The organism is Aquabacterium olei (assembly GCF_003100395.1).
Classification (GTDB): Bacteria; Pseudomonadota; Gammaproteobacteria; order Burkholderiales; family Burkholderiaceae_C; genus Aquabacterium; species Aquabacterium olei.
Window position 1 is genome coordinate 3,400,251 of sequence record NZ_CP029210.1, and the last position, 21,252, is coordinate 3,421,502.

Sequence of the window (21,252 nt, forward strand, 5' to 3'; positions counted from 1 at the left end):
CGGGAATCAGCGCCGGGCCGTGCCCGAGCCACCCAGCAGCATCGCAACCTTGCGCTTGGGCTTGATGAAGCGCGACAGACCGTTGCCCGCCGCCGGCACGGCGGCGTCGCCCTTTTCCCACGCCGGTGCGGCATCGGGTGTCGTCGGTTCGTAGGGCTTGTCGAAGAACGGGTCGGACGGCGCACGACGCGGGGACGACGACATGGGCCGCGGCGCACGGGCTTCGCGCGGCGCACCGCGGCCGAAACCCTCGTCCGGGCGGCTGTCGCCCTCGTCACGGCGCTCGCGGCGGTAGCCACCCCGGTCACCGTAGCCACGGCGCTCGAGCTCGAATGCCTCGACGTCCGGCTTCTTCTTGATCAGCTTCTCGATGTCGGCCATCAGGCGCGCATCGGCCCCCGTGACCAGCGACACCGCCAGGCCCGACGCGCCGGCACGGCCCGTGCGGCCGATGCGGTGCACGTAGTCTTCGGCGTTGAAGGGGATGTCGTAGTTGAACACCGCCGGCAGCGCCGCGATGTCGATGCCGCGGGCAGCCACGTCGGTGGCCACCAGCAGGTCCATCTCGCCGGCCTTGAAGGCCGCGAGGGCTTTCAGGCGCTCGTCCTGCGACTTGTCGCCGTGCAGCGCTGCGGTCTTCAGGCCGTCGCGTTCGAAAGCACGGGCCAGGCGACCGGCGCCGATCTTCGAGTTCACGAAGACGATGGACTGGTTGATGTTGCGGTCGCGCAGGATCTGGCGGATCACCGCGCGCTTGTCGTCTTCATCGACCTTGTAAAAGCGCTGTTCGACGTTGGTGGCCGTCGCGTTCGGGCGCGCCACCTCGACCAGCACCGGGTCCTGCAGGTAGCTCTGCGCCAGCTTCTTGATCTCGGTCGAGAATGTGGCCGAGAACAGCAGCGTCTGGCGCTGCTTGGGCAGGTAGCTCAGGATGCGCTGCAGGTCGGGCAGGAAGCCGATGTCCAGCATGCGGTCGGCCTCGTCGAGCACGACGTACTCGACCTGGCCGAGGTTGCAGTTCTTGGCCTCGATGTGGTCGAGCAGGCGCCCCGGCGTGGCGATCAGCACCTCGACGCCGCCCTTGAGTTCGGCCGTCTGGGGCTTCATGTCGATGCCACCAAACACCACGGCCACGCGCAGATTGGTCTGCTTGGCGTAGGCCTTGACGTTGTTGGCGACCTGGTCGGCCAGCTCGCGCGTGGGGGCCAGCACCACGGCGCGCACCGGGTGGCGGGCCGGCGACATGCTGGCGTTCTCGTGCTTGAGCATCTTCTGCAGCAGCGGGATCGAGAACGCGGCGGTCTTGCCGGTGCCCGTCTGTGCCGCGCCCATGACGTCGCGACCGGCCAGCACCATCGGGATGGCCTTGGCCTGGATGGGCGTCATCGTCGCGTAGCCCTGCGCCTCGATCGCGCGCAGCAGTTTGGCGTCGAGCGGCAGGGTGTTGAACAGGGCGGGGGCCTCGGCCACGGCGGCGGAGGGGGCGGCTTCGGGTGCCGCGGCGACTGCCGGTGCAGCCGGGGCCAGATCGGCCACTTCAGAGGTATTCAAGGTCATCAAGGGACCATTATCCTCCTGTTGCTGCTTTTTTGCGCAAATTTGCGATTGCTCCCCCTCCGCCGATCAGGGGAGCCCCTCTCAGAAGGTGTAACCGACCTGCGTCTGGGCCCCGCCGTGGGCCGCTTCGGCCTGCTCCAGCAGGAGCCGCAGGGCGCCCAGCCCGCTGTAGCGCGCAGCCACACGGTGGGCGTACGTCCACACGCGGGGGATGTCGTCGAGGTACTGGCGCTTGCCGTCGCGGATGGCCAGGCGCGCGAAGATGCCCAGCACCTTCAGGTGACGCTGCAGGCCCATCCATTCGAAGTCGCGCCAGAACTCGCCAAAATCGACCGGCACCGGCAGCCCGGCCCGGCGGGCGGCCTCCCAGTAGCGCACGGCGTAATCGATCTGCACGTCCTCGTCCCACATCACGTAGGCGTCGCGCAGCAGGCTGACCAGGTCGTAGGTGATGGGGCCGTGCACAGCGTCCTGGAAGTCGATCACGCCCGGGCGCGCCGACGCGTCGGCCGGATCGGCCATCAGGTTGCGGCTGTGGTAATCGCGGTGCACCAGCACGCGGGCCTGGCCGCCCACCTGGGCCTTGATGGTGGTGAAGATGCGGTCGAGGTGGCCGCGCTGGGTGTCGTCCAGCGTGATGCCGCGCAGTTGCCCCAGATACCACTCAGGGAAGAGGTCCATCTCGCGCTGCAGCAGTGCGTCGTCGTAGGCGGGCAGCACCCCGGCGGCGTGCACGGCCTGCAGGCGCACCAGTTCTTCAGTGGCGGCGCGGTAGCGCGCACGGTTGCCGGCGTCCCACGGCTGGTCGGTCACCAGGGTGGACAGCAGGGTGTGGCGGCCCAGGTCGCCCAGCAGCATGAAGCCCCGGGCCTCGTCCCACTCCAGGATGGCGGGCACGTTGACGAAGCCCCCTGCCAGCAGGCGGTCGACGGCGACAAAGGGGCGGCAGTCTTCCTTGTCGGGCGGCGCGTCCATGATGACGAGCGAGCCCGCGCCGGCGGCCACGCGGAAATAGCGCCGGAAGCTCGCGTCGGCACTCGCCGGCTGCACCGAGGCGGCGTCCAGACCGTGGCGCGGCCCCACGTCGGCCAGCCAGGCGGCAAACGCCTGCGCGCGGGCGGGATCGGCCCAGGTGAGGGAGGGCACGGGGGCGGCAGCGGCGGTCGATTCGGACATGGGGGCGACAGACTGGGGAAGAGGCCCCGCAAGACGGCGGGGTGACATGAAATAATGGCTGATTTTAGGCAAGGCCGGATCGCAGCCGCGACACGCCCACGCCGCAGCATCCCTGCGACCTGATTCCACCGTGTCCCGCATCCACCGAACCCCCGCCCTTCCTCACTGCTCGCCGATCGCCCTGGCCGTGGCCCTGCTGGGCCTGACCGCGATGGCCAGCCCGGCTCACGCCCAGGCCTCTGACGCGCCCGGCACGGCCGCACCGGCGTCGGCCGCCACAACGGGTGCCTCGCGGCTCAGCTTCTCGCTGCCGGCCCCCGCCGGGCCGCACAACGGCAAGCTGCCCCTCTTCTTCGAAGCCGACACGCTGGAGGGCGAAGCCGACCGCCGCACCCGTGCCACCGGCTCGGTGCGCCTGCGTCAGGGCGACCTCACGGTGCGGGCCGACGAGCTGGTGCACACCCAGCCCGACAACACCGCCCGCGCCGCGGGGCATGTGCGGATCACCCGCAACGGCAACGTCTTCAGCGGCCCCGAGCTGACGCTGCAGCTCGACACGCTGGAAGGCGAGTTCATCCGGCCGCAGTACTGGTTTGCGCGCACGCAGGCCGGGGGCCAGGCCACGCTGATCGAGTTCCTCGGCGAGAACCGCCTGCGCGCCCACCACACCAGCTACAGCAGCTGCACCCCCGAGAACACCGCCGACGGCACGCCGGCCGAACCCGACTGGTCGCTGCGCACCTCGCGCGTCGACATGGACTTCGATGCCAACGAGGGCCGCGCCGAGAACGCGGTGATCCGCTTCAAGGGCGTGCCCATCCTGGCGGCACCGGTGCTCACCTTCCCGCTGACCGAGGCGCGCAAATCGGGCTGGCTGCCGCCCAGCATCGACTACGACACGCGCAACGGCCTTGGCATCGCCGAGCCCTATTACTGGAACATCGCGCCCAACATGGACGCGACGCTCACGCCTACCTTCTCCAGCCGGCGCGGCATGGGCCTGGGCGGCGAGTTCCGCTATCTGTCGCAGTACGAGCGGGCCTCGCTCAATGCCTTCGGCCTGCCCGGCGACCGCGTGACGGATCGCGACCGCGGCATGGTGAACCTGCGCATGCTCGGCAGCCGGGCCTCGGCCGATGGGCTGGCGCTCACCAGCTACGACCTGCGCTGGCGGCGCGTCTCGGACGACGATTACTGGAAGGACTTCTCGCGCTACCTGCCCACGATCACGCCGCGCCTGTACGACAGCCACGCGTCGGTCGAGCGCCAGCTCAATGCCCGAGACTGGGGCCTGGGCAACAGCCAGACCGCGCTGTTTGCCAGCACGCAGCGCTGGCAGGTGCTGCGCGACACCTCGCTGACGGCCGACCCGCTGCTCAGCGCGATCGAATCCCCGTACAACCGCAACCGTGCCGGCGTCCGCAGCCGCTCGGTGGCCGAGAGCGGCCTCACCTGGCGCGTCAAGGGCCAGGTCGACCAGTTCTCGCACCCGGACGAAACCCGCCAGTCGGGCACGCGGAGCAACTTGACCGGCGCGGTCGAGCAGACCTTCTCGCTGGGCGGCCTGCGCCTGACCCCCCGCCTGAGCCTGGACAACACCCGCTATCAGCTGGACCAGACCCTGAGTTCGGGCAGCCGCAGCGTCTCCCGCACGCTGCCCACGTTCAGCGTCGAGGCCGGCTTCACGATGGAGCGGCCGGTGACGATGTTCAACCGCGCGCTCACGCAGACGCTCGAGCCCCGCATCCAGTACGTGCGCACGCCGTACAAGGACCAGAGCATGCTGCCGCTGTTCGACACGGCGCCGCGTGACTTCAACCAGTACGCCATCTACAGCGAGAACGCCTACACCGGCGTCGACCGCATCTCGGACGCCAACCAGGTGACGGTGGGCCTCACCTCGCGCCTGTTCGACCAGGCCACCGGCGCCGAAGCGCTGCGCCTGGGCGTGATCCAGAAGGTGTTGCTGGCCGACCAGAAGATCAACCCGACAGGCGACGGCCCCATCACCGACCGGCTGTCCGACCTGCTGCTGCTGGCGTCCACGTCGGTGATCCCGAACTGGTACCTCGACAACGTGCTGCAGCTCAACGCGCAGTCGCACGAAGCCGAGCGCGCCACCATCGGCATGCGCTACTCGCCCGGCGGATATCGCACGGTGAGTGCCATCTACCGCTACGCCCGCGAGCGCACCAACCAGGTGGACGTCGGCTGGCAGTGGCCCATTGCCGGCCGCAAGCCTTCGGTCAACCAGATGCGCGCCCAGGCCTCGTCGCCCGACCAGATCAGCCTGAACGGCCAGCCCGCCGTGAGCAGCTCGGCCTGCGGCGACGGCGGCACCTGGTACAGCGTCGGCCGCTTCAACTACAACATGCGCGACGGTCGCATGGCCAACAGCCTGCTGGGCGTCGAATACGACGCCGGTTGCTGGATCACCCGCGTCGTGGCCGAGCGCACCACGGTGGGCACCACCTCGAGCCGCCGCATCATGTTCCAGCTGGAACTGGTCGGTCTGTCGCGCATCGGCTCGAACCCCTTGAGCACGCTGAGGGACAATATCCCCGGCTACCGCCTGCTGCGTCAGGACGACAGCGTCCTGTCGGCCCCCGCCTCCCAGCCTTTCCCTTCCGATGACTGACCACCGCCCCTCGATGTCTCATACGACCGCCCTGCGCGCGGTGGCCCGCGGCGTCTGCCTCAGCCTGCTGGTGAGCGCGCTGTCTCCCGCCCTGGCCCAGTTCCGGCGTGACGCCCCGGCCGTTTCGCCGCGCATTCCGGCCAACGCCGGTCTGAGCACCGAGCTCAGCCTGGCCGGCAAGCCGACCACGGCCGACTACATCATTGCCGTCGTCAACAACGAGCTGGTGACCTACACCGACGTGGACAAGCGGGTGGCGCGCCTGCAGGCCACCGTGCAGCGTGGTCAGCAACTGCCGCCGGCCGACGAGCTGCGCCGCCAGGTGCTGGACGCGCTCATTGACGAGAAGGCCCAGCTGGCGCACGCCAAGACGCTGGGCATCGACGTGGGCGACGCCGAGATCGACGCCACGATCGAGAGCATCGCGATGCAGAACCAGATGACGCGCGCCGAGCTCAAGCGCCGCATGGAAGCCGATGGCCTCGATTTCCAGCGCTACCGCACCAGCCTGCGCGAGCAGATCCTGCTGCAGCGGGTGCGCGAGCGCGAAGTGGGCGCCCGCATCCGCATCAGCGACGACGAGGTCACCGCCTTCCTGCAGAGCGAGCCGGCCAGCCAGGCCGAAACCGCGCTGAACCTGGCCCACATCCTGATCGCCGTGCCCGAGGGCGCCACGCCGGAACAGGTGCGCACCCTGCAGGCCAAGGCCCAGGGGCTGCGCGACCGGGCCGCCCAGGGCGCCAACTTCAGCGAGCTGGCCAAGACCCAGTCCGACGACCGCGGCACGCGCGAGCAGGGCGGCAGCTTCGGTCTGCGCGAGGCCAGCCGGCTGCCCGAACTGTTCGTGCAGGCCGCGCAGAACCTGCAGGTCGGTCAGGTGGCGCCCCTCGTGCGCTCCAACGCTGGCTTCCACGTGATCAAGCTCGTGGCCCGCGAGAACACCGCGCAGGCCACCTACACCGAACAGCGCGCGCGCCACATCCTCCTGCGCAGCAGCCCGCAGCAACCCGCGGGTGACCTGGTCAAGCGCCTGGCCGACATCCGCCGACAGATCACGAGCGGCCAGGGCAGCTTCCCGCAGATGGCCCGCCAGTACTCCGAGGACGGCAGCGCCGCGCGCGGTGGCGACCTGGGCTGGGCCCCGCCCGGCATGTTCGTGCCCGAGTTCGAGCGCGCACTCAATGCCCTGCAACCGGGCCAGATCTCGGAGCCGGTGGTCAGCCGCTTCGGCGTTCACCTGATTCAGCTGATCGAACGCCGCGAGGTGCAGCTGACGGACGCACAGAAGCGCGAAGCCGCCCGCAACGTGCTGCGCGAGCGCAAGTTCGAGTCCACCTACGAGGAATGGGCGCGCGAGATCCGCGCGGCCGCCTGGATCGAGATGCGTGATGCGCCCTGATCGTCCTGGAAACCGGCGCCCTCAGGGCGGCTCCCCCAAGCGCGCGGTGGCTGGCGGTGGCGGCCATGTGGCCCGCAAGCGCTTCGGTCAGCACTTCCTGAGCGACAGCGGCGTCATCGACGAGATCGTGCGAGCAATCGACCCGCGGCCTGGTCAGGCTCTGGTCGAGATCGGCCCGGGTCTGGCGGCGCTGACCAATCCCGTGGTGGAGCGCAGCGGTCAGCTCACGGTGATCGAACTGGACCGCGACCTGGCGGCCCGGCTGCGCAAGCGCCCGGAGCTGTCGGTCGTCGAGTCCGACGTGCTGAAGGTGGATTTCGCGGCGCTGCAGGCCCAGATCGGCCGCAAGCTGCGCGTGATCGGCAACCTGCCGTACAACATCTCCAGCCCCATTCTGTTCCACCTGCTGCCTGTGGCCGACGTGGTGGAGGACCAGCACTTCATGCTGCAGAAGGAAGTGGTCGACCGCATGGTGGCCTCACCTGGAAGCAAGGACTACGGGCGCCTGAGCGTGATGCTGCAGTGGCGTTACGACATGGAAAACGTCGTCGATGTGCCGCCGGAAGCCTTCGATCCGCCGCCGCGGGTGGACTCGGCCGTGGTCCGCATGACGCCGTTTGCAGCCCCCCCGGACATCGATCCGGCGGTGCTGGAGGAACTGGTGGCGGTGGCGTTTTCGCAGCGCCGCAAGCTGCTGCGCCACACGCTGGGTGCGTGGATCGCGCAACGGGGTCTGGACAGCGGCTTCGACCTGCAGCGCCGTGCCGAGGAGGTGCCGGTGGCCGACTACCTCTCCCTGGCACAGCAGGCCGTGGCCACGCGCTGAGCGCCCCGCAAAGCGAAGTTCAGCGCTTGAGGCGGCGACGGCCCAGTGCGCCAGCCACACCCACCAGCCCCGTCATGGCCAGGGCCAGCGATTCGGGCTCGGGCACCGGCGTGACCGTGTAGGTGCCGCTGAACTGGCCGCCGAAGCTCGCCCCCTTCACCCAGATGGTGTGCTCACCGGGCAGCACGGGCAAGGCGAACGAGTAGAAATCGTTCGGGGATGCAGGCAGCTCGTCGACCAGGGTGACGCCGTCCACGACCACCGAGAAGATGTCGTAGCCGACGCCGTCGATCAGATAGGACGACAGGTTGCCATACAGGGTGCCGGCGTAGTCGACTTCGAAGACCGTCTTGACGCTCTTCGACGTGCCGGACAGCGTGCCGTAGACCGGCTCGGCAGCATGGGCCGCGCCAGCCACACACAGTGCGGCCGCGGTGGCAAGGGCAAACAGGGAACGCTTCATGGCGGGACCTCCTGAGGTGTTGGGGTGCGGCTCATCACGCATGCGCCGTGCCAGCCCATTCCGGCCTGTTTCGCTTCTTTTGAGCCCGATTTCACCGCGCCGCTGCACTGAAATCGACACTCCTCGCCCTCTTCCGTGCGGAAACGCACAAATCGGTGTGCATGCCAGGGCATGGCTGCCGCGCCCTCCCTCTTTCCGTGCATTTCACTAAACTGACCGCATGAGAACCTACCTTGTCGGCGGCGCCGTGCGCGACCGCCTCCTCGGACGCCCCGGCGGCGACCGCGACTGGGTGGTCATCGGCGCGACCCCGCAGCAGATGACCGCCCTCGGCTTCCGGCCGGTCGGCAAGGACTTCCCCGTCTTCCTGCACCCGACAACGGGCGAGGAACACGCGCTGGCCCGCACCGAGCGCAAGAGCGGCCGGGGCTACCACGGCTTCACCGTGTACGCGGCCCCCGAGGTGACGCTGGAGGAGGATCTGGTGCGCCGTGACCTGACGGTCAACGCCATGGCACAGGACGAGGACGGCACGGTCATCGACCCCCACGGCGGCCAGCGCGACCTCGCCGACCGGGTGCTGCGCCACGTCTCGCCTGCCTTTGCAGAAGACCCGGTGCGCATCCTGCGCCTGGCCCGCTTCGCCGCACGCTTTGCCGATTTCACCGTGGCCGACGAAACCCTGGCGCTGATGCGGCAGATGGTGGACGACGGCGAGGTCGACCACCTCGTGGCCGAGCGGGTCTGGCAGGAGCTGGCGCGCGGCCTGATGGAGGCGCGCCCGTCGCGCATGTTCGCCGTGCTGCGTGACTGCGGCGCCCTGGCCCGCCTGCTGCCCGAGCTGGACCGGCTGTGGGGCGTGCCCCAGCGGGCCGACTACCACCCGGAGGTGGACACCGGCGTGCACGTGATGATGGTGCTCGACATGGCGGCCCGCCTGGGCGCCAGCCTGCCGGTGCGGTACGCCTGCCTCGGCCACGACCTGGGCAAGGGCACCACGCCGGCCGACATCCTGCCGCGCCATCTGGGCCACGAGGGCCGCAGCGTGCGCCTGCTACGCGACGTGAGTGCGCGCCTGCGCGTGCCCAACGACTGCCGCGAGCTGGCCGACGTGGTGGCGCGCGAGCACGGCAATGTGCACCGCAGCGGCGAGTTCGGCCCCGAGGCCGTGCTGCGCCTGCTCGAGCGGTGCGACGGCCTGCGCAAGCCCGCCCGCTTCCGGGAGCTGCTGCTGGCGTGCGAGTGCGATGCGCGCGGCCGCCTCGGCCTGGACGACTGCCCCTACCCGCAGGGCCCACGCCTTGCCGCGGCGCTCGACACCGTGCTGGCGGTGGACACGGCATCGGTCTCGGCCGGGGCCCTGGCACGCGGCCTGAAGGGCCCGGCCATCGGCGACGCGATCACGCAGGCGCGCCTGGCCGCGCTGACGGCCCTCGCCACGGGCCAATGAGCCTCACGTGACGGAATACCGCCCCATCCGCACGGTAAACCGCCAACGTTAAACCCCGGTCAAGTCTTGTTCCGCTGCGCCGATATGCCCGAATAACCAGGGCACCAGGGAGCAAGAAACGATGTTGAGCAAGATGAAACTGGGAGCGCGGCTGGGGCTCGCGTTCGGCACGACCGCCGTGTTGCTGCTCCTGACGGGCGCCTTCGGCCTGTTCCAGATGGCCCGCCTGCATGGCGACACACGTGAGCTGGCCGTCAACTGGCTTCCCAGCGTGCAGGCGCTGAGCGAACTGCGCAACGAGTTCGACGAAGCCCGGCGCGCCAGCTTGCGGCACGTGCTGGAACCGACCGCGGCCGGCAAGGCCCATCAGTCCACGGTGCTCGCCGACATCTTCGACAAGCGGATCCCGGCGACCCTGGCGCACTACGAAGCCCTGATCTCGTCCGAGGACGAGCGCCAGCTCACGGCCCAGATCAAGACGCAGCTGGCCGCCTATCGCCGGATCAACAGCCGCCTCATCGGGCTGTCCGATCAGGGGGATGCCGCCCTCGCCGACGCCCGTGAACTGGCCATCGGCGAGGCCGGGAGCGCCTACGCGACACTGCTCGGCCTGGTCGCCAAGGACGTGGCGCTGAACAAGCGCGGCGCCGAGAATTCCTGGGTCACCGCGCAGCACACCTACCAGCTCGCGCTCAACCTGGTGGTGGCCGGCATCGGTCTGCTGGCCATTGTGTGCGGCGTGCTGGCCTGGCGCATCACCCGTTCGATCACGGTGCCGCTGGCCGAGGCCGTGGCGTTGAGCAAGGCCGTGGCGAAGGGCGACCTGACCCACCATGCACAGACGCAGGGCGAAGATGAGGTGGCCGAGCTCGTGCGCTCGATGAACGCGATGACGAGCAACCTGTCGCGCCTGGTGGCCGATGTGCGCCAGGGCACCGACGCCATCGCGACCGCCTCGACCCAGATCGCCCAGGGCAACGCCGACCTCTCGGCGCGCACGGAGCAGCAGGCCGCCAGCCTGCAGCAGACGGCCGCCTCGATGCACCAGATGAACGACACCGTGCGAACCAACTCGGACAACGCCAACCAGGCGAACCAGCTGGTGGCGCAGGCCACCGCCGTGGCCGCGCGCGGTGGCGAGGACGTGGCCCGGGTGGTGTCCACGATGGCCGCCATCCAGGCGTCGAGCCGGCGCATCGCCGACATCATCTCGGTCATCGACGGCATCGCGTTCCAGACCAACATCCTGGCGCTCAATGCCGCCGTGGAAGCCGCACGGGCGGGAGAACAGGGCCGCGGCTTTGCGGTCGTGGCCAGCGAAGTGCGCTCGCTGGCGCAGCGCTCGGCCAATGCAGCCAGGGAAATCAAGGGCCTGATCACGGACAGCGTCGAGAAGGTCGACGCCGGCAACGAACAGGTCAACAGCGCAGGCCGCACGATCGAGGAGGTGGTGCTGCAGGTGCGCAAGGTCAACGACCTGATCGCCGAGATCACGTCATCGAGCGTGGAGCAGAGCACCGGCGTGGGGCAGATCAACCAGGCGGTGGGGCAGCTCGACCAGACGACGCAGCAGAACGCGGCGCTGGTGGAAGAGACATCGGCTGCGGCAGAAAGCCTGCGCAACCAGGCGAGCGCACTGTCACGCGCGGTGTCGGTGTTCCGCGTGCAGGGCTGACGCCAGAAAAGAAGGGCGGCGGCGAGAACGCCAAAAACCCCCCGCGCCCTCACGGGCCCGGGGGGATCAACTTCTTGGCAACGGTACGATCAGTGAGGCAACTCAGTCGGCCTGCTTGCGCAGGAAGGCCGGGATCTCGATCTCGTCCATGCCGTTGCTGGCCAGCGCGTCGACCTTGGCGGCCGCCTGCGTGCGACCCGAACGCCACACGCTCGGGGTGTTGAGGCCGCTGAAGTCGTGGCCGCCGGCGCCACCCAGGCCATGGCCCTGGGCGTGGCCGACCGGGTGGTTCAGCACGGGAATGTTGTCGGTGCCGGTGCGGGCAAAGGCCTGCGTGGTGGCCGCGCTGTGGACCACGGTCATCGGCGCCTGGGCACGCTTGCCCGAGCTCAGGCCGGTGGCGATCACGGTGACGCGCAGCTGGTCGCCCAGGCTTTCGTCGTAGGCGGTGCCGTAGATCACGTGGGCGTCATCGGCCGCATAGCGGCGGATGGTGTTCATCGCGTTGCGCGACTCGGCCAGCTTGAAGCTCGACTTCGACGCGGCGATCAGCACCAGCACGCCACGCGCACCCGACAGGTCGATGCCTTCCAGCAGCGGGCAGGCCACGGCGGCTTCGGCAGCCTTGGTGGCGCGGTCCGGGCCGCCGGCAGTGGCGGTGCCCATCATGGCCTTGCCCGGCTCGCTCATCACGGTCTTGACGTCTTCGAAGTCGACGTTCACCAGGCCCGGGATGTGGATGATGTCCGAGATGCCGCCGACGGCGTTCTTCAGCACGTCGTTGGCCTTGGCAAAGGCTTCTTCCTGGGTGATGTCGTCACCCAGCACTTCCAGCAGCTTCTCGTTGAGCACGACGATCAGCGAATCGACGTTGGCTTCCAGCTCGGCCAGGCCGGCATCGGCCTGCTTGGTGCGGCGGTTGCCTTCGAATTCGAACGGCTTGGTCACGACACCCACGGTCAGGATGCCCATGTCCTTGGCCACGCGGGCGATCACCGGCGCAGCGCCCGTGCCCGTGCCACCGCCCATGCCGGCGGTGATGAAGACCATGTGCGCGCCGTCCAGCGCGTTGCGGATCTGGTCCACGGCCTCTTCGGCAGCCGCCTTGCCGGCTTCCGGCTTGGCGCCCGCGCCCAGACCGGACGAGCCCAGCTGCAGCTGCATCTCGGCGCTCGAGCGACCCAGCGCCTGCGAATCGGTGTTGGCGCAGATGAACTGCACGCCCTGCACACCCTGGCTGATCATGTGTTCCACGGCGTTGCCGCCGCCGCCACCCACCCCGATCACCTTGATCTGGGTGCCGGCATCAAAGTTGTCGATCATCTCGATTGCCATGTCGTACCTCTCTTTTGTTCAAGCAGTTGCCAATGAAATGGAGTTGCCCTCGGTGGGGCGTCAGAAGTTGCCTACAAACCAGTCGCGGACGCGGCCGAACAGGGTCTGAACCGACCCGGCCTGCTGCGCCGCTTTCATCCCGCGCGTGCGCGCGAGTCTTGCTTCTTCGAGCAAGCCCATGACGGTGGCCGAGCGCGGGCTGGCCACCATGTCGTGCAGTGCACCCGCGTACAGGGGCAGGCCCTTGCGCACGGGTTTCAGGAAGATGTCCTCGGCGAGTTCGACCATGCCGGGCATGACGGCCGAGCCGCCCGTCAGCACGATGCCGGAGGACAACAGCTCCTCGTAACCGGACTCGCGGATCACCTGGTGAACCAGCGAGAAGATTTCTTCGACGCGCGGCTCGATCACGCCGGCCAGCGCCTGGCGCGAGAGCATGCGCGGGGCGCGGTCACCCAGGCCGGGCACCTCGACCTGGTCGTTCGGGTCGGCCAGCAGCTGCTTGGCCACGCCGTACTCGACCTTGATGTCCTCGGCGTCCTTGGTGGGCGTGCGCAGGGCCATCGCGATGTCGCTGGTGATCAGGTCACCGGCAATCGGGATGACGGCGGTGTGGCGCACGGCCCCATCGGTGAAGATGGAGACGTCCGTCGTGCCCGCACCGATGTCGACCAGGGCCACGCCCAGCGACTTCTCGTCGTCGGTCAGCACGGCCGAGCTGGATGCGCTCGGGTTGAGCACCAGTTGCTCGGCTTCCAGGCCGCAGCGGCGCACGCACTTGACGATGTTCTCGGCCGCGCTCTGCGCGCCCGTCACGATGTGGACCTTGACCTCCAGGCGGCCGCCGCTCATGCCGATCGGCTCCCGCACCTCGTGGCCGTCGATGATGAATTCCTGCGGCTCGACCAGCAGCAGGCGCTGGTCGTTCGGAATGTTGATGGCCTTGGCAGTCTCGACCACGCGTTGCACGTCGATCGGAGCGACTTCCTTGTCGCGCACGATAACCATGCCGGTGCTGTTCTGGCCGCGGATGTGGCTGCCGGTGATGCCGGTCCACACGCGGCTGATCTTGCAGTCGGCCATCAGCTCGGCTTCTTTCAGCGCCTGCTGGATGGACTGCACGGTCGCGTCGATGTTGACGACCACGCCGCGCTTGAGGCCATGGCTCGGGGCCACGCCGAGACCCGCGAGGCGCAGGTCACCACCGGGCAGGACCTCGGCCACGACCGCCATCACCTTGGCGGTGCCGATGTCCAGTCCGACGACCAGATCCTTGTATTCCTTGGGCATGGTGTGTGTGAAGGGCTCAGGTGGTTGATCAGGGTGAGGTGGGCGCCGACGGCTTGCGCACGGGCGGCGGCTTGGGCTTGCTGGCCGCATCGGCCCAGGTGCTGGTGCCACGCAGCTTCACGGCGTAGCCCTGCGGATAGCGCAGGTCGGCCTGCTCCAGCGGCGCCGGATACTGTCGCTGCAGCGCCGGGAGGGTCTGCACGAAACGCGCGCCCCGTGCCAGGACCTCGTCGTCGGTGCCGCGGCCCAGCTCAATGCGAGCCTCGCTGTCGAGCAGCACGCTCCACGAGCCGCGGGCCGTCAGGCGCAGCGTCTGAATCTCGCCCAGCGGCGCCAGCAACGGCTTGAGCGCGCGCAGCATGGCCAGCATCCGTGCCGACTCCTCGCCGGTGCTGTGGGCCGGCCCGCGCAGCACGGGCAGCCGCTCGTCTTCCACATCGCCGAGGTTGGCGTCGAACACCTCGCCCAGCGTGTTGACCAGCTGGTCCTCCTGGTCCTCGCGGAACCAGTAGGCCGCGGGGCGATGCTCTTCCAGCGTCACGCGCAGCTCGTTGGGCCACACGCGGCGCACGACGGCCTTGCGCACCCAGGGCACCGCCTCGAAGACCTCGCGGCTCTTCTGCAGGTCGATGTCGAAGAAGCTGCCTTGCAGGCGGTGCACGGCGTTGGCGCGCACGGTGGCGAGGTTGTTGCGCTCGAGGTCACCGCCGATTTCGATGCGGTCGATCTGGAAGTAAGGCAGGCGCGACAGGCGCAGCAAGCCGGCAGCCAGCAACAGCCCCACCAGCCCGATCGCCAGCGCGATCGCAGCCGTGTTCATCCAGCGGACGTCCATCGGCGTCTCGTCCTGGAGGGGGGCAGCGTGGAGGGCTGCGGCAGCCAGCATGGTGGGGTCCTGTGCGCCTTTCTTCGCGTCAGCGGGTGGTGCTGTCCAGGCTGGCCGAAGCCAGCAGGTGCACGCACAGTTGTTCGTAGCTCAGGCCGGCCACGCGGGCCGACATGGGCACCAGGGAGTGGCCGGTCATGCCCGGCGAGGTGTTGATCTCCAGCAGGAAGGGCTGGCGGTCGCTCTGGCGGATCATCACGTCGGCGCGGGCCCAGCCGCGGCAGCCCAGCGTGCGGAAGGCCCGCACCACCTGGCGCTGGATCTCGGCTTCCTCGTCGGCATCCAGACCGCTCGGGCACAGGTACTGCACCTCGTCGGTGAAGTACTTGTTCTGGTAGTCGTAGTTGCCTCCCGGCGCGACGATGCGGATCACGGGCAGCGCCTGCGCGTGGCCTTCCACGATGAGCACCGGGCAGGTCGTTTCCTCACCTTCGATGAACTGCTCGCACAGCACCTCGGGGTCGTGCTGCGCGGCGGCCGCGTAGGCGGCGGCGCACTGGGCGGGGTCGGTCACCTTGGTCAGGCCGATGGACGAGCCTTCGCGCGCGGGCTTGACGATCATCGGCGCGCCCAGCACGGCCAGCGCGTGCACGCACTCGTCGGCGCTGCTGACCATGCGCCAGTCCGGCGTGGGCAGGCCCTCGAAACGCCAGATGCGCTTGGTCATGATCTTGTCCATCGCGATCGACGAGGCCATGACGCCCGAGCCCGTGTACGGGATCTTCAGCAGCTCGAGCGCGCCCTGCACGGTGCCGTCTTCGCCACCGCGGCCATGCAGCGCAATGAAGCAGCGGTCCACGCCCTCGGTGCGCAGGTCTTCCAGCGGGCGCTCGGCCGGGTCGAAGGCGAACGCGTTGACGCCGGCCGACTGCAGCGCCTGCAGCACGCCGGTGCCCGACATGATCGAGACCTCGCGCTCGGCCGAGGTGCCGCCGAACAGCACGGCGACCTTGCCCAGCGAGGCCGGGTCGATGCGGAGGGGCTGAAGGTGAACCTGGCTCATGCCGATGCCTCTTGCTTCAACAGTTCCGCCACCTTGGCGGGCACGCCGCCGATGGAACCGGCGCCCATGCAGATCACGATGTCGCCGTCGCGCGTGCTTTCAGCGATGGCCTGGGGCAGCGCCGCCACGTCGTCAACGAAGACCGGCTCGACCTTGCCGGCCACGCGCACCGCGCGGGTCAGGGCCCGGCCGTCGGCGGCCACGATGGGCGCTTCGCCCGCGGCATAAACCTCGGTCAGCAGCACCGCATCGGCCGTGCCCAGCACCTTCACGAAGTCTTCAAAACAGTCGCGCGTGCGGGTGTAGCGGTGCGGCTGGAAGGCCAGCACCAGGCGCTGGCCGGGAAAGGCGCCGCGCGCCGCGTTGATCACGGCGGCCATCTCGACCGGGTGGTGGCCGTAGTCGTCGATCAGCGTGAACTGACCGCCGTCGCCGGCACGGCACTGGCCGTGGCGCTGGAAGCGGCGGCCCACGCCGGTGAACTCACCGAGCGCCTTCACCATCGGGGCGTCGGGCAGCTCGATCTCGGTGGCCACGGCAATGGCCGCCAGCGCATTGAGCACGTTGTGCACGCCGGGCAGGTTCAGCGTCACGTCCAGATCGGGCATGACCTGGCCGTTGCGACGCTGCACCGTGAAGCGCATCTGCCCGCCGGGCAGCGCCACCACATTGACGGCGCGCACCTGGGCGTCTTCACCAAAGCCATAGGTGATCACCGGCCGCGAGATCAACGGGATGATGCTGCGCACGCCGGGATCGTCGGCACACAGGATGGCCGAGCCGTAGAACGGCATGCGGTGCAGGAAGTCGACGAAGGCCTGCTTGAGCTTCGCGAAGTCGTGCCCGTAGGTGTCCATGTGGTCGGCGTCGATGTTGGTGACGACCGACAGCACGGGCAGCAGGTTCAGGAAGGAGGCGTCCGACTCGTCGGCCTCCACGACGATGTACTCGCCCTTGCCCAGCGCCGAGTTGGCGCCGGCGCTGTTGAGCTTGCCACCGATCACGAAGGTCGGGTCGACGCCGGCTTCGGCCAGGATGCAGGTCACCAGCGAGGTGGTGGTGGTCTTGCCGTGCGTGCCGGCAATGGCGATGCCGCGGCGCAGGCGCATCAGCTCGGCCAGCATCACGGCGCGGGGCACGACGGGGATGCGCTTCGCGCGCGCGGCGATCACCTCGGGGTTGTCGCCCTTCACCGCGGTGGACGTGACCACGGCTTCGGCGCCTTCGATGTGCGCGGCCTCGTGGCCGATGAACACACGGATGCCGAGCGAGGCCAGGCGGCGCGAGGTGGCGCTGTCCGACTGGTCGGAGCCCGAGACGGTGTAGCCCAGGTTGTGCAGGATCTCGGCGATGCCGCTCATGCCGGCGCCCCCGATGCCCACGAAGTGGATGTGCTTGACGGCGTGCTTCATGCGGACGCCTTTCCGGAAGTAGGTTTCACGTGCTGTTCGATGGCATCAGCCACGGCGGCGGCCGAGCGGGTGCGCGCCAGTTGCCGCGCCCGATCGGCCATGGTCAGCAGCTGTGTGCGGTCCAGCGCCATCAGGCGCTGCGCCAGGGCGTCGGCCGACAGTTCGGTCTGCGGCAGGTGCACGGCGGCGCCATGCCCGGCCATGTACTCGGCGTTGTCGCGCTGGTGTGCCGTGGTCGACACAATCAGCGGGATCAGGATGCTCGGCACACCGGCCGCGCACAGTTCGCTGACGGTGATGGCGCCGGCACGGCACACGATCAGGTCGCAGGCGGCCAGCCGCTCGGCCATGTTGTTGATGAAGGGCAGGACCTCGGCATCGCGGCTGGCGTCGAGGCCGGCGGCGGCATAGGCCTTGCGCACGTCTTCGAGGTTGGCCATGCCGGTCTGGTGGGTGATCAGCGGGCGCTGGTCGGCCGGAATCTTCGCGAGCGCCTGCGGCACCGTCTCGTTGAGCACGCGCGCGCCCAGGCTGCCCCCCACCACCAGCACGCGCAGCGGGCCGGTGCGGCCGGCAAAGCGCTCGGCGGGCGGGGCGATGGCTTCGATCTCGGCGCGCACGGGGTTGCCGGTCACGCGGGCCACCTTGTGCTGTGAGGCCGGGCCGTCAAAGCCGCAGGCCAGCACGTCGGTGATGGGCAGCAGCGCGCGGTTGCTGAGCAGCATGGCCGCGTCGGCATTCACCATGACCAGCGGCAGGCCCCGGGCCGTGCCCATCACCCCACCGGGGAAGCAGACGTAGCCGCCCATGCCGAGCACGGCCGTGGCCTTGCGGTCCGCCAGGATCTTCCAGCAGTCGGCAAAGGCTTTGAGCAGGCGCACGCCGCCGAACAGCGTGTCGACCGGGCTCTTGCCGCGCAGGCCGTTGAAGGCAATGGAGTCGAGCGGGATGCCGGTGGGCGGCACAAGCCGGTTTTCCATGCCGCCGGTCGTGCCCAGCCACGACACGGTCCAGCCGCGGCGCTTCATCTCGTCGGCCACGGCCAGGCCGGGCATGATGTGCCCGCCGGTGCCGGCCGCCATGATCACGAGGTGGCGTGCGCTCATGCTCGGCCTCCCCGCATAAGTTGACGATTCTCGATATCGACTCTGAGGCAAATCGCCAACGCCACACAGTTGAGCAGGATGGCCGAGCCGCCGAAGCTCATCAGCGGCAGCGTCAGGCCCTTGGTGGGCAGCACGCCCAGGTTCACACCCATGTTGATGAATCCCTGGCCGCCCATCCACACGGCCACGCCCTGGGCCACGAGGCCCGAGAACACGCGGTCGAGCGCGATGGCCTGGCGGCCGATGTTGAACAGACGCACCACCATCCAGAAGAAGGCCAGGATGACGATGGCGACACCGACAAAGCCCAGCTCTTCGCCGATGACGGCGAGCAGGAAGTCGGTGTGCGCCTCAGGCAGGTAGTGCAGTTTTTCGAGGCTGGAGCCCAGGCCTTCGCCGAACACCTCACCGCGCCCGAAGGCGATCAGCGAGTGCGTGAGCTGGTAGGCCTTGCCCAGCGCGTTCTTCTCGCTCCACGGGTCGAGGTAGGCGAAGATCCGCTCGCGCCGCCACGGGCTGAGCGTCACCATCAGCGCGAAGGCGCCGAGCAGCACCGCCGTGATCAGGAAGAACATGCGGCCGTTGACGCCGCCCAGGAACAGGATGGACATGGCGATGGTGGCGATCACCATGAAGGCGCCCATGTCGGGCTCGGCCAGCAGCAGCAGGCCCACCACGCCCACGGCGACGGCCATCGGGGCCACGGCGCGGAAGAAGCGTTCCTTCACGTCCATCTTGCGCACCATGTAGTCGGACGCATAGAGCACGATGGCCAGCTTGGCCAGCTCGGACGGCTGGAAGTTCATGACCCCGAGCGGCAGCCAGCGCCGCGCGCCATAGACAACCTTGCCGACGTGCGGGATGAGCACCAGGATCAGCAACACCAGCGAGGCGATGAAAAGCCACGGCGCAACCCGCTCCCAGGTGGCCATGGGCACCTGCGTGACCACGGCCGCCACGCTGACGGCCATCACGATCGAGAGCAGGTGGCGGCTGAAGAAGTGATGCGGTGTGTAGTTGGCGAAGCGCGGGCTGTCGGGCAGCGCGATCGTGGCCGAGTAGACCATGATCAGGCCGGCGAGCAGCAGCGCGATCGTCACCCACACCAGCGGCTGGTCGAAGCCCATCACGCGCGAGGGACTGGCGGCACTGACGTTCACATAGTCGCGCACCGGCAACGAGCCGGATCCGGCCGCGTCGGCACCGCCCAGACGGGCACGCAGCCCACCGAGCAGGCTGCTCAGGCGTCCGGAGAGGCCGGCGTGCGTCAGGCTCATGCGACGTCTCCCCGGTCGGCAGCCAGCGCCTGCACCGTGGTGACGAACACCTCGGCACGGTGGGCATAGTTGCGGAACATGTCCAGGCTGGCACACGCCGGGCTGAGCAGCACGGCATCGCCTTCGCGCGCCTGTGCAAAGGCCCAGCGCGTGGCGTCTTCCAGGCTCGCGTGGCGCGCCATCGGCAGCGGCTCGCCCTGCGGGGTCTCGGCGCCCTGCAGCACGGCTTCGATCGCCTCGGCATCGCGGCCGATCAGCGCCACGGCGCGCGCATGGCGCGCGACCGGTTCACGCAGCGGGCCGAAGTCCTGACCCTTGCCGTCGCCGCCCAGGATGACAATGAGCGTGCCCGGCGACAGGTCGGAGCCCAGGCCGGTGAGGGCCGCCACCGTGGCGCCCACGTTGGTGCCCTTGCTGTCGTCGATGGCGTCTACGCCCGCCACCGTGGCCACGTGTTCGACGCGATGCGGCTCGCCGCGGTATTCGCGCAGGCCGTGCAGCATCGGCGCCAGCGGGCAGCCGACCGCCGTGGTCAGCGCGAGCGCAGCGAGTGCGTTCGATGCGTTGTGACGACCGCGAATGCGCAGCGCATCGGCAGGCATCAGCCGCTGCAGCACGATCTCTTCTTCCTCGCCCTTCTTGCGCTTGATCGTCGGGTCTGCTTCGAGCGCGCGCACCAGCCACGCCATGCCCGACTCGGTCACCAGACCGAAGTCGCCGGGGCGGCGCGGGACATCCAGCCCGAAATGCACCGAGGCGCGCTCGACCCGCTTCGCTGGCCGGCCGCGCACACCCGACTTCACGACTTCGGGCGGTGGCAGCATCGCCATCACCGTCTCGTCGTCACGGTTGAGCACCATCACGCCCTGCTTGCCGAAGATGCGGGCCTTGGCCGCGGCATAGGCGGCCATGGAGCCGTGCCAGTCGAGGTGATCCTGGGTGATGTTGAGCACCACGGCGGCGCTCGGCTCGAAGTTGCTCACGCCGTCGAGCTGGAAGCTCGAGAGTTCGAGCACCCACACATCGGGCAGCACCTCGAAGACGGGCGCAGCGGGCGGCGGGGGCGTGAGTTCGATCAGCGGGGCGTCGGCGTCGTCGGACAGTGGGGGCGTGGCCTCGCCCGCACCCTCGCCGTCGGCATCCAGGGCCTCTTCGGCGGTCGCGGCGACAACCTCATCGCTCGGCGTACCGGCCTGGGCCGCGATGGCTTCTCCCGGCTCGGCATCGACCGGCACGTCGCGCGGCGGTTCGGCGTCCAGGGCCTCGCTCAAGGTGTCGAGCAGGGTCGGCCCGATGTTGCCCGCCAGGCCCACACGCAGGCCGGCGCGCTCGCACAGTTGCGCGGTCAGCGAGGTCGTCGTCGTCTTGCCGTTCGTGCCGGTGATGGCCAGCACCTTGGGGGCATAGCCCAGGTCGGTCTTCAGGTCGGCCAGCGCCGTGGCAAACAGCGACAGCTCGCCACGCACCGGAATGCCCTGCTCATCGGCGCGCGCGCACAGCGCCGCCACATCGGGCGCGTTGGGCGCCAGGCCCGGGCTCTTGAGCACCAGCTGCACGCCGTCCAGCAAGCTCGCATCCAGCCCATGGTGCAACGTCGCGCCCGGCACATCGCGGGCCAGCGTCGCGGCCTGGGGCGGGGTGGCACGCGTGTCGGCCACGCGCACGGTCGAGCCGCACCGGGCGCACCAGCGCGCCATGGCCAGGCCCGAGTCACCCAGACCCAGGATCAGCACGGTGAGGTCCTTGAGGTAGTGCATGG

At 69.3% G+C, this 21,252-nt stretch carries 16 protein-coding genes; 5 read left to right on the plus strand and 11 right to left on the minus strand.

All coding sequences use genetic code 11. The annotated features are described in order from the left end of the window. Positions 1 to 6: 6 nt before the first annotated feature. Together DEH84_RS15345 and DEH84_RS15350 are read right to left on the minus strand one after the other, a co-directional pair. Positions 7 to 1,557, minus strand: a complete 1,551-nt coding sequence (locus DEH84_RS15345; RefSeq protein WP_109037635.1) for a DEAD/DEAH box helicase — start codon at positions 1,555 to 1,557, stop codon at positions 7 to 9. An 81-nt stretch (positions 1,558 to 1,638) separates the two neighbouring features. After that, positions 1,639 to 2,733, minus strand: coding sequence for an aminoglycoside phosphotransferase family protein (locus DEH84_RS15350; protein WP_109037636.1), 1,095 nt, complete (start codon positions 2,731 to 2,733; stop codon positions 1,639 to 1,641). Positions 2,734 to 2,863: 130 nt separating this feature from the next. On the opposite strand from DEH84_RS15350, the gene DEH84_RS15355 reads away from it, so the two are divergent. The 3 genes from DEH84_RS15355 to rsmA are packed head-to-tail and all read left to right on the plus strand — an operon-like array spanning position 2,864 to position 7,596. Next, on the plus strand, positions 2,864 to 5,371 hold the full coding sequence (locus DEH84_RS15355) for an LPS-assembly protein LptD (RefSeq protein ID WP_159098990.1): 2,508 nt from the start codon (positions 2,864 to 2,866) through the stop codon (positions 5,369 to 5,371). A gap of 13 nt (positions 5,372 to 5,384) precedes the next feature. After that, entirely contained in the window at positions 5,385 to 6,770 is a 1,386-nt protein-coding gene (locus tag DEH84_RS15360; RefSeq protein WP_109037638.1) for a peptidylprolyl isomerase, read from the plus strand. Continuing rightward, positions 6,760 to 7,596: a 16S rRNA (adenine(1518)-N(6)/adenine(1519)-N(6))-dimethyltransferase RsmA gene (gene rsmA / locus DEH84_RS15365; RefSeq protein ID WP_109037639.1), complete on the plus strand. Its 837-nt coding sequence runs from the start codon at positions 6,760 to 6,762 to the stop codon at positions 7,594 to 7,596. Before DEH84_RS15360 ends, rsmA begins: the two co-directional genes overlap by 11 nt. Before the next feature lie 19 nt (positions 7,597 to 7,615). Here rsmA and DEH84_RS15370 read toward each other — a convergent pair whose 3' ends face one another. Further along, a complete protein-coding gene (locus tag DEH84_RS15370) occupies positions 7,616 to 8,059 on the minus strand; it encodes a PEP-CTERM sorting domain-containing protein (RefSeq protein ID WP_159098991.1) in 444 nt (147 codons plus the stop codon). A gap of 220 nt (positions 8,060 to 8,279) precedes the next feature. Here DEH84_RS15370 and DEH84_RS15375 point away from each other — a divergent pair, with 220 nt between their 5' ends. Both DEH84_RS15375 and DEH84_RS19645 read left to right on the plus strand, forming a co-directional pair. After that, positions 8,280 to 9,509, plus strand: a complete 1,230-nt coding sequence (locus DEH84_RS15375; protein ID WP_109037641.1) for a multifunctional CCA addition/repair protein — start codon at positions 8,280 to 8,282, stop codon at positions 9,507 to 9,509. A 121-nt stretch (positions 9,510 to 9,630) separates the two neighbouring features. Next, complete coding sequence (locus tag DEH84_RS19645) at positions 9,631 to 11,184, plus strand: methyl-accepting chemotaxis protein (RefSeq protein WP_109037642.1); 1,554 nt, start codon at positions 9,631 to 9,633, stop codon at positions 11,182 to 11,184. Positions 11,185 to 11,286: 102 nt separating this feature from the next. On the opposite strand, the gene ftsZ is transcribed toward DEH84_RS19645, so the two are convergent. The 8 genes from ftsZ to murD are packed head-to-tail and all read right to left on the minus strand — an operon-like array spanning position 11,287 to position 21,250. After that, the gene (ftsZ, locus tag DEH84_RS15385) at positions 11,287 to 12,519 is read right to left on the minus strand and encodes a cell division protein FtsZ (RefSeq protein WP_109037643.1); all 1,233 of its coding nucleotides are present in this window, start codon (positions 12,517 to 12,519) and stop codon (positions 11,287 to 11,289) included. Between the two features lie 60 nt (positions 12,520 to 12,579). Next, positions 12,580 to 13,809, minus strand: coding sequence for a cell division protein FtsA (gene ftsA, locus DEH84_RS15390; protein WP_109037644.1), 1,230 nt, complete (start codon positions 13,807 to 13,809; stop codon positions 12,580 to 12,582). 28 nt (positions 13,810 to 13,837) lie between these two features. Continuing rightward, positions 13,838 to 14,695 (minus strand): cell division protein FtsQ/DivIB, encoded by an 858-nt coding sequence (locus DEH84_RS15395; RefSeq protein ID WP_109037645.1) that lies wholly within the window; start codon positions 14,693 to 14,695, stop codon positions 13,838 to 13,840. A gap of 28 nt (positions 14,696 to 14,723) precedes the next feature. Next, on the minus strand, positions 14,724 to 15,698 hold the full coding sequence (locus DEH84_RS15400; RefSeq protein WP_109037646.1) for a D-alanine--D-alanine ligase: 975 nt from the start codon (positions 15,696 to 15,698) through the stop codon (positions 14,724 to 14,726). Next, entirely contained in the window at positions 15,695 to 17,110 is a 1,416-nt protein-coding gene (gene murC / locus DEH84_RS15405; RefSeq protein WP_109037647.1) for a UDP-N-acetylmuramate--L-alanine ligase, read from the minus strand. Before murC ends, DEH84_RS15400 begins: the two co-directional genes overlap by 4 nt. After that, positions 17,107 to 18,216, minus strand: coding sequence for an undecaprenyldiphospho-muramoylpentapeptide beta-N-acetylglucosaminyltransferase (gene murG / locus DEH84_RS15410; RefSeq protein WP_109037648.1), 1,110 nt, complete (start codon positions 18,214 to 18,216; stop codon positions 17,107 to 17,109). Before murG ends, murC begins: the two co-directional genes overlap by 4 nt. Then, a complete protein-coding gene (gene ftsW / locus DEH84_RS15415; RefSeq protein WP_109037649.1) occupies positions 18,213 to 19,493 on the minus strand; it encodes a putative lipid II flippase FtsW in 1,281 nt (426 codons plus the stop codon). The genes murG and ftsW overlap by 4 nt, the downstream gene beginning before the upstream one ends. Beyond that, positions 19,490 to 21,250: a UDP-N-acetylmuramoyl-L-alanine--D-glutamate ligase gene (gene murD, locus DEH84_RS15420; protein WP_109038431.1), complete on the minus strand. Its 1,761-nt coding sequence runs from the start codon at positions 21,248 to 21,250 to the stop codon at positions 19,490 to 19,492. Before murD ends, ftsW begins: the two co-directional genes overlap by 4 nt. Positions 21,251 to 21,252: the final 2 nt, after the last annotated feature.

Excerpts from the sequence above, each read along its gene's own strand:
- DEH84_RS15345 (WP_109037635.1), bottom strand. The coding sequence starts at position 1,557 with ATGACCTTGAATACCTCTGAAGTGGCCGATCTGGCCCCGGCTGCACCG.
- DEH84_RS15350 (WP_109037636.1), bottom strand. The coding sequence starts at position 2,733 with ATGTCCGAATCGACCGCCGCTGCCGCCCCCGTGCCCTCCCTCACCTGG.
- DEH84_RS15360 (WP_109037638.1), top strand. The coding sequence starts at position 5,385 with ATGTCTCATACGACCGCCCTGCGCGCGGTGGCCCGCGGCGTCTGCCTC.
- rsmA (WP_109037639.1), top strand. The coding sequence starts at position 6,760 with ATGCGCCCTGATCGTCCTGGAAACCGGCGCCCTCAGGGCGGCTCCCCC.
- DEH84_RS15370 (WP_159098991.1), bottom strand. The coding sequence starts at position 8,059 with ATGAAGCGTTCCCTGTTTGCCCTTGCCACCGCGGCCGCACTGTGTGTG.
- DEH84_RS15375 (WP_109037641.1), top strand. The coding sequence starts at position 8,280 with ATGAGAACCTACCTTGTCGGCGGCGCCGTGCGCGACCGCCTCCTCGGA.
- DEH84_RS19645 (WP_109037642.1), top strand. The coding sequence starts at position 9,631 with ATGTTGAGCAAGATGAAACTGGGAGCGCGGCTGGGGCTCGCGTTCGGC.
- ftsZ (WP_109037643.1), bottom strand. The coding sequence starts at position 12,519 with ATGGCAATCGAGATGATCGACAACTTTGATGCCGGCACCCAGATCAAG.
- ftsA (WP_109037644.1), bottom strand. The coding sequence starts at position 13,809 with ATGCCCAAGGAATACAAGGATCTGGTCGTCGGACTGGACATCGGCACC.
- DEH84_RS15395 (WP_109037645.1), bottom strand. The coding sequence starts at position 14,695 with ATGCTGGCTGCCGCAGCCCTCCACGCTGCCCCCCTCCAGGACGAGACG.
- DEH84_RS15400 (WP_109037646.1), bottom strand. The coding sequence starts at position 15,698 with ATGAGCCAGGTTCACCTTCAGCCCCTCCGCATCGACCCGGCCTCGCTG.
- murC (WP_109037647.1), bottom strand. The coding sequence starts at position 17,110 with ATGAAGCACGCCGTCAAGCACATCCACTTCGTGGGCATCGGGGGCGCC.
- murG (WP_109037648.1), bottom strand. The coding sequence starts at position 18,216 with ATGAGCGCACGCCACCTCGTGATCATGGCGGCCGGCACCGGCGGGCAC.
- ftsW (WP_109037649.1), bottom strand. The coding sequence starts at position 19,493 with ATGAGCCTGACGCACGCCGGCCTCTCCGGACGCCTGAGCAGCCTGCTC.
- murD (WP_109038431.1), bottom strand. The coding sequence starts at position 21,250 with ATGCACTACCTCAAGGACCTCACCGTGCTGATCCTGGGTCTGGGTGAC.